At 62.6% G+C, this 7,925-nt stretch carries 4 protein-coding genes; 2 read left to right on the top strand and 2 right to left on the bottom strand.

Annotated elements, in window-relative coordinates:
- Positions 1–159: 159 nt before the first annotated feature.
- On the bottom strand, positions 160–3,969 hold the full coding sequence (locus ACTHL0_RS05135) for an autotransporter domain-containing protein (protein WP_440565514.1): 3,810 nt from the start codon (positions 3,967–3,969) through the stop codon (positions 160–162).
- 475 nt (positions 3,970–4,444) lie between these two features.
- On the opposite strand from ACTHL0_RS05135, the gene ACTHL0_RS05140 reads away from it, so the two are divergent.
- Positions 4,445–5,155 (top strand): response regulator, encoded by a 711-nt coding sequence (locus tag ACTHL0_RS05140; RefSeq protein ID WP_440565515.1) that lies wholly within the window; start codon positions 4,445–4,447, stop codon positions 5,153–5,155.
- Positions 5,065–6,996, top strand: coding sequence for a sensor histidine kinase (locus ACTHL0_RS05145; protein ID WP_440565516.1), 1,932 nt, complete (start codon positions 5,065–5,067; stop codon positions 6,994–6,996). Before ACTHL0_RS05140 ends, ACTHL0_RS05145 begins: the two co-directional genes overlap by 91 nt.
- Before the next feature lie 104 nt (positions 6,997–7,100).
- Here ACTHL0_RS05145 and ACTHL0_RS05150 read toward each other — a convergent pair whose 3' ends face one another.
- The gene (locus ACTHL0_RS05150; protein WP_440565517.1) at positions 7,101–7,370 is read right to left on the bottom strand and encodes a type II toxin-antitoxin system prevent-host-death family antitoxin; all 270 of its coding nucleotides are present in this window, start codon (positions 7,368–7,370) and stop codon (positions 7,101–7,103) included.
- Positions 7,371–7,925: the final 555 nt, after the last annotated feature.

Here is a 7,925-nt window from a genome sequence, read left to right on the forward strand (position 1 = left end):
CTGTTTTTCAACGCCCCGCTTTTTCGCGGGGCCTTTTTCCTTTGCCCCCCCCTGCACCAAATGGGCGGCCCCCGTTGGGGCCCGCACTCGAGGGGCGGCGGGGCCCCCCGCCCCCGGCGCTCGCCGCGCGAGCATGGGATGAGCGAGTCGGCCTCCAGATCAGAACTGGTATCCAACCCGGATGCTGCCCTGTTGCACCGATGCGTGGCCGGTGTTGATGACTGCGTCATAGCCCAGGGACACATCTAGATTTTTCTTCGGGTGCATCGTGATGCTTGCACCCGTCGTCAGATACCCGCGCGGCAGGTTCGTACCGGGCGCCGCGAACAGCGTGCCATCCCGTGCCGCGACGGTCACCGTCCGGTTCGCATCGAGCAGTTCGCGGGCGTAGCCGAGCCGCAGTTGCACGTTCATGGGCTTCAGTCCATCGCCGAACGCCTTGTCGAGCGTGACGCCAACGTAGGGTTGCAGGCTGTGTACGTTGTCCGTGCCGACGTTCAGATCCTGTCCACCCGAGCTGCTCTCGCCGAATGAATTCGCGTGAAAGTACGCATAACGCAGGCCGATACGCGGGGTCACCGTCAGGCTGCCACGCGTCATCGGCAGGCTGGCTTGGCCGCCGAGGTTGACTTCCTGCCCGATGTGGTCGCCCTCGGCCGTGCCCGCCGATCCGAACGGCCGCTTCTGCGCAAGGAAGTCCAGTCCTGCGCCGAGCGTGACAGCCAGATTCACCGGCCCCACAAAGCGGCTGCCGTACAGTGCTGCGCGCAGCGTGTCGGACGTGCCCGAATCGCCCGTAACCGATTCGTTTATGTCCGCATGATCGTAACCAGCGGCCATGCCCACCGTATAGTCGCGAAATTGCTGATCGAGGCCGGCAAGAAAACCGTAGCGGCTCGACTGAAAGCCGGGCTCGCCGTTCGTACCGCCGATCTTCGTCCGCCCGCCAGTGGCGGTGATCCAGCCATAGGGCTGACCGGCGGTTGCCGATGACGCTTTCCCCATTCGGTCAAGCAACGCAGCATCCTGGGCTTGCGCGCCGAGGATCGCTGAGGTGCCGATCGCGGTATAGATGGTGGTATCGGTCGGCGCGATCACGAGCTGCGCGGTCGGCGTGACCGCCGCTGGCTCGGCCAGGGCGAGTTCGACCGCCGTCGGGGTGTAGGACACCGAAGCCGTGAGCGTGCCGAGATTCGCTGGGCCGCTACTGGTCACATTGGCGAAAGTGCCTGTGAGGTGGTTCGCCGATACGAGAGTATAGGTTTTGGCCGAATAAGTGCCGGGATCGTACGTGATCGCCAGCACGCCGTTCAACGTCGCGCTGCCGTTCACCTTCAGTTGCGAGGCTGCTGTCGGACTGACCTCGATCGACAGCGTCGCGTTGCTCGCCTGCGTGTAGTTGCCGCCGACCGTCAGCGTGCCGATCGAACCGCCCGGCATCACTGTGCCACTGTTCGTCACGCTGCCCGCCACCGTGCCGTGACCGCGCAGCGTGCCGCCCGCATCGACCTGAACGCTGCCGCCGAGCGTAGCCGTGGGCGTATCGATGTCGCCGACCTCGAGCAGGCCTGCATTCACCTCGGTCGTGCCGGTGAACGATGAACTATTGCCGTTCAGAATCAACGTGCCGCTGCCCTGCTTGAGGAGCCTACCTGAGCCGCTGAAGGCACCGGAGAAGGTGCCGATAGCGTTGGAGAGCGTCAGCGTTTGGCTGCCGACGTTCACGCTACCCGTACCCGAGAGGTTCTGGATCGTCGCGCCGGCCGCCGTACCTGAAATATCGAGCGTACCGTTGTCGGTCACGGCGCTCGATTGCGCAATGCTGCCTGTGCCCGATAGCGACAAGGCACTGTTGCTGTCGATGGTCGTGACACCCGCGTAGGTATTCGTGCCCGACAGCGTCTCGTTACTGCCTGACAGCGTAAGGCCGCCCGTTCCGGAGATCACGCCCCCGAACGTCCCGGAACCCGTCAGGACCAACCCGGCACTACCCACCGAGACCGTACCTGTTCCCGACAGGCCGCCCATCGACCCGGAAATTTGAAGATTGCCGTTATTGACGACATTGCCAAGCGCAATATTGTTCGCACTCGACAAAATGAGCGTTGCGGCGTTGTCGATCGTCGTGGCGCCCGTGTAGGTGTTGACGTTCGTCAGGGTTTCAGTGCCGCCACCAATCGTTAAACCACCGCTGCCGGAGATCACGCCGGAGAAGCTACCGTTAGCGTTCGAGAGCGTCAGCGTCTGACCGCCCAGTATGACGTTACCGCTACCCGACAAGCTCGTGATCGATGTACCGGTGGTTCCGGAGATATTCAGCGTGCCGCTATCGGCAATGCTGGAATTTGCCACACTGCCGGTACCGGAGAGTGCCAGGGTCGCGCCGCCGTTGATGGTCGTGCTGCCGGTATAGGTGTTTGCGGCCGACAGCGTGAGCGTACCGCCGCTTTGCTGAACGGAGCCGTTGCCCGAGATGCTGCCGCCGAAAGTTACGTTGTCCGAACGATTGAATGCCAGCGTCCCATTGTCAATCACGCTACCCGAGAGGGAGCCGCTTGCGCCGCCATTGCCGATCCGCAACGTACCACCGGCAATGGTCGTACCGCCCGTATAGGTGTTAATGCCGGTCAGGATCGTCGTGCCGCTACCGTTCTGGCCAACGCTGCCGCTTCCGCTGATATTGGCCGAGATCGTGGATGTATCGGTCTGATTGAAATTGATCCGGCCATTGTTCACGAAGCTGCTCAGTCCGCTGATGGTGCCGCCCGTCGAGTCATTGACCGTCGCGTCGCCCAGATTGAAGGTACCGTTGCTGTTGATGGTGAACGATGCGCCGGTCAGGTTCAGCGTGCTGCCGCCGCCCAGATTGAAGATGCCCGTGCCGCCTGCGCCAGCAGTGCCGAAGCTACCGCGGCTACCGGCATATCCGCCAAGGACGAGCGCCCCCCTAACGTTGACTGTCGAGTTGCCAGTTACGGTCACCGTACCCGATCCGCCCGCGCCGCCGCCGCCGCTGTTTGTCACACCGCCGCCACCGCCGCTCCCCCCCACCTGCAGGGTCGTCGCAGAAAGTGTGGCACCACTGTTAATGGCGACCGTGCCTGCACCGCCCGTGCCGCCCGCACCGGCGTCGATGGCAGCACCGCCACCGCCGCCGCCCACCTGCAAGGTGGGCGTAGAAAGCATTGCATTGCTATCAATGGTGACCGTACCAGCACCGCCAGTGCCGCCGAAACCACCGTCAGCGCCCCCACCACCACCGCCGCCCCCAACCAACATACCCGCGGTTAACGTCAATCCGACGCCCGTCCCGGTGACAAAGAGGGAGCCGGCGGTGCCCGTTCCGCCGTTAAGACCGAAGCTGCCACCACCACCGCCACCGCCACCAACCCCGGCAAAGCTATAAACGTTGAATAGGCTAGAGCCCGTGGAAATCGTGTCCGAGCTTGCTACCGTCGTGATCGTCCCGACCCCGGTTCCACTGCCTGCAGCGTTACCTGTACCACTTGATCCATTGCCACCGATGGCCCCACCTGAATCTCCGCCACCACCATTGCCGGTTATATCCCCGCTACCACCGGTCGAGCCGCCCCCATTGCCCCCAATGTAGCCGAGCTGGGTAACGTAGAAGTCAAGGGCGCCGCCACCGCCGCCGCCGAAGCCGCCACCGCCAGCGCCACCATAAACATTGCCGGCGCCGCCGTTGACGCCTCCACCACCGCCACCGCCGAGGCCACCAGCGCCGCCGGCGTTACCGTCGACGCCAGCGTTACCGCCGCTTCCCCCGCTACCGACAAGCAGGGACACTTGGGCATGAACCCCCGCCATTGGAGCCAGCACCCCGCACAACAGCAAGCCGATGGCTACGACGGCCTTGCTCGATGTCTTGCCCCGTGCGCGGGCCCGTTCCGATGCAACCTGCCACACGCCGTGTGCCGCGTTCCAGACTACGCGGTAAGCGTAATTCATGATTTCCCCGTCTTCTTTTGTCTCTTTTCGAGCGAACGCGCCATAAGCGCTTCGCCTTTGTTCGTCCATGACTTGCTAGACCCCTGCCACCGCCCCCGCCGCCATCCTCGTCCCCGTAGCATTCGCAGCGGATCGTATTTCACGGATTTGAACCCGCCTATCCCTCAAATTAGGTAGTTGGGATGTCCCGGGCGATGAACCCGTTCCCTGTCCCTGTCCCGTGGCTTCGGCGCGCGGCGACGAACGCGTCGTCCCGATCGCTTCACGGTTGTGGCGAGATAGGAGGAAGACGCACTGACTGACTCGCCGTGACGAAATACTGCAAAGACGGTATTGCACTACTGGCTGGCCGCGCTAACCTTGCGCATGACGCCTGAAATCAGCCGTGGGTCGGCTAACGATCCTCACCGCGGGCAACCACCGTTAAACCACCGTTAAACAAAAGCACGCCGAAGCCCGGCGATGAGCCGATCCAATGACAACCCCTATCGTTCAGAGTCCCGATAATTCGCTCCTGCCCGGTCCCTTGCTCGTCGTCGAAGATGAGCCTCTAGCCCAGGCGCGCCTACGCGACGTGCTGATCTCACTGGGCTACGCGGCGGACGCACTGATGTTCGCAGGCAACATCGCGCAGGCCAGAGCGCTGGTTGCCGAGCAGCCGTTTGCAATGGCGCTCATCGACGTCGGTCTGCCCGACGGAAACGGTATCGACTTGATCCGCGTCCTCCATGAGCGCGATCCAGCGCTACCGATTCTGGTAATCTCGACGTGGAGTACCGAACAGACCATCCTGACGGCACTGCAGGCCGGCGCCACCGGCTACGTCCTCAAGGAACGCGACGAGCTCGAGATTTCGCTGTCGATCCGCAGCGCGCTGCGCGGCGGCGCGCCGATCGATCCGTTCGTCGCCAGGCGCATTCTCGATCTGATCGGTGCGCGCGGGCCGCTGCCGGGGAAGCTGGCGGCTCAGACGTTGAAGCAAGGCGACGCGCTGTCCCTCACCTCGAGAGAAATCGAAATTCTCTCGCTGGTTTCCAAGGGGCTGACCAATCGGGAAATCGCCGACGTACTCACATTGTCAAAGCTGACGGTCGGATGCCACATCAAAAACATTTACAAGAAACTCGCCGTCAGTTCGCGTACGCAGGCGGTCTTCGAAGCGCGTTCACATGGCTTGTTGCCCTGACTTGCGCGTGGCTGTCATGCACCGTTGCGCAAGCCGCGGCATCCGCCACCGTCCCGTTCTCCCGCATTGAGGCCGTCCGCGCCCAAACCCTCGACACCCAAGCTTCGAGCGCCGTCGAAACGGAAAGCCCACCGGCCACGGGCTGGGTCGACGTCACCCTTCCCGACGACTGGAAACTGCGCTGGCCCGGCTTCGATGGCGTCGTCTGGTACCGGCTGAGCTGGCATCAGGCTCGAGCGGACACACCGGTTGCCTTCATGCTCGATTACCTGAACATGTCGGGCGCGATCTATCTGAACGGCACCTTGCTCATGCGCGATGCGCAGCTTGCCGAACCGCTGACCCGCGCGTGGAATACGCCGCGCTACCTGCTATTGCCCGCGTCGCTGCTGCACGAGGGCACCAATACCCTGCTCGTGCGCGTCTCGGGAATGGCCATGTACGAGGCGGGGCTCGGACCCGCAGCGATCGGCGCGCCCCCGCTGATGCGCGCCCGTTTCAAGGATGCGAACTGGACGCGCAACGACATGCAATGGTTCAGTCTCGCGGTGTCCGCCACGTTGGGCTGCTTCTTCCTGTCGATGTGGCTGATGCGGCGTCGGGAAACCGTCTACGGATGGTTCGCCGCGATGTCGCTCGCCTGGTGGGTCTGCGGCTATAACCAGGTGGCCACCACCACCTGGCCGTTCCCCAGCACCGATGGCTGGGAAATCGCCAACACGGTCTCCCTGCTCGTCTATAGCGCGTCATTCACCGTCTTCATCCTGCGCTTTTGCGACCGGCGCTGGCCGCGCTACGAGCGCGCTCTCTCGGGTGCCGTTGCGCTCGCAAGCGTGGCGCTAGCCCTGACACCGCACGCGCGTGTCGAGGACATGCGTTCATTGCTGACCACGGTACAGGCCGCACACTATTTCGCCACCAGCCTGATATTTCTGGTCTTCGCGTGGCGCAGCGGGCGTACGGACCATCGCATCCTCGGGTGCTGCATCGTGGTGTTCGTCATCGCCGCCCTTCATGACCTGCTGACGTTTCTGAACATCCTCGGCGATAACTTCTACGTCGCCGCACTCACCTCGCAGGCCCTGATGATCGGCATGGCGCTGGTGCTTGGCTGGCACTTCGTCGCGAACCTGCGCCGGATCGAGCGCTTCAACGAGGATTTGACCCACACGGTCGAAGCCACGAGACTCGAGCTCACACGAACGCTGCAGCGCCAATACGAACTCGAAGTCGCCAACGCACGGCTGGGCGAACGGCTCAATCTTGCACACGATCTGCATGACGGCCTGGGCGGTACCCTCGTGAGCAGCATCGTGATGCTCGAACGTACGCCGCACGATGTTCCGCCGCAGCGCTTCCTCGCGATCCTGAAAGAATTGCGCGACGATCTGCGCATCATCATCGACTCGGCCACGAGCCAGCAATCCGGCGAGACGAGCCTCGCTGAGCAGATCGCGCCGATGCGGCATCGTTTGACGCGGCTCTTCGAGGCGCAGGGAGTCGAATGTCGTTGGCATGCGTCAGGCATCGACACATGCGTACTTCCGTCCGGGAAGTGCCTCGACCTGATGCGTGTCCTGCAGGAAGCCTTGACTAACGTGTTCAAACACAGTCGCGCGCGCCTGGTCGAAGTGACGATGCGTTATGACGGAAGCGCCCTGCAGCTCACGGTCCACGACAACGGCATCGGCTTTTTGCCGCTTCCCCACGCGCAGCAGGGAACGGGGACGCACAGTATGCGGGCGCGAGCCAGCCGGCTTGGCGCCACATTCGATGTCAGGTCGTCACCCGGCTCCACGTTGATCACATTGCATGTTCCCCTCTTTGCGGTTCCCGCCTGAATCTCAACTCTTTCAAGGTTGTATGCGCAGCTCGATAAGGAAACGTCGCGCTTCATCGAGCGTCGCAAGGAAGTTGGGTGCGGCCTGTATAACTGCCCGGGCCGTCACAGCTTCGTCGGCGTCGTCAACGCACGCATCAACTCATCGTTACCAACCAGTTGACCGTCCAACAACTCGTGCAACCCTGCTTCCGCCTCATCGAGCAGCACCAGGTTCGCGTGCTCGACCTCCAGCGCGTGGTAGTAGTCGAGCTTCTTGGCGTCAACGAGCGCAACAAAGGACGTTCCGTTTTTGGTCAGGACCTTCTCCGCACCGCCTACGACTTCGTCGGCCAACTCTGTCAGCCGCGCCCGGGCTTCGCTAATCGGCACCACGTCACACGCTCGCAAGCTCATCACTGCCCCCATTAACGTATTTCATACACTATCCGTTAACGGATAGCGTACGTCGGGCGGGCTCTCGGAGCGACGGCACTGGCCATTCGACAGACTAAACGCTGCCATACGCTTCCCTAGCGCCCTTTTCTACTCTGCGGGGAGGAGTCAAAAGGCTGCGCTTGCAAGCCCTGCCGGGGTCGCGCTCGTGTGACCGAGTCCTCTCCTGGGCACCAAGTATTTTTAAAAAGGTCAGCTTTGCTACATCCCGGCAATCACGAAGCCTGCCGAGATCGTCCCTCTCGTGCAAGGCATCAACAAACACACAAGCCGCCGATTACCAGAGCCGCTCTGAAGCTAACCATGCTCACAGGCTTACGCGCCGGAGTGGAGTACAGTAGGCTGCCGACGATACTTGGTCGAGGAGAACCGCAAGATTTTGCTTGCCCCCTTTTTGCGCTGGAGATCCATTTCCGTGAAACTCACCCCGCGCGAACTCGAAGACATCAGCGTCATCACGTTGCAGCACTACAACGCGCATGCGGAACAGTTCCT

The sequence above is a fragment of the Trinickia sp. genome (assembly GCF_051961175.1).
In the GTDB taxonomy this organism is placed as follows: Bacteria; Pseudomonadota; Gammaproteobacteria; order Burkholderiales; family Burkholderiaceae; genus Trinickia.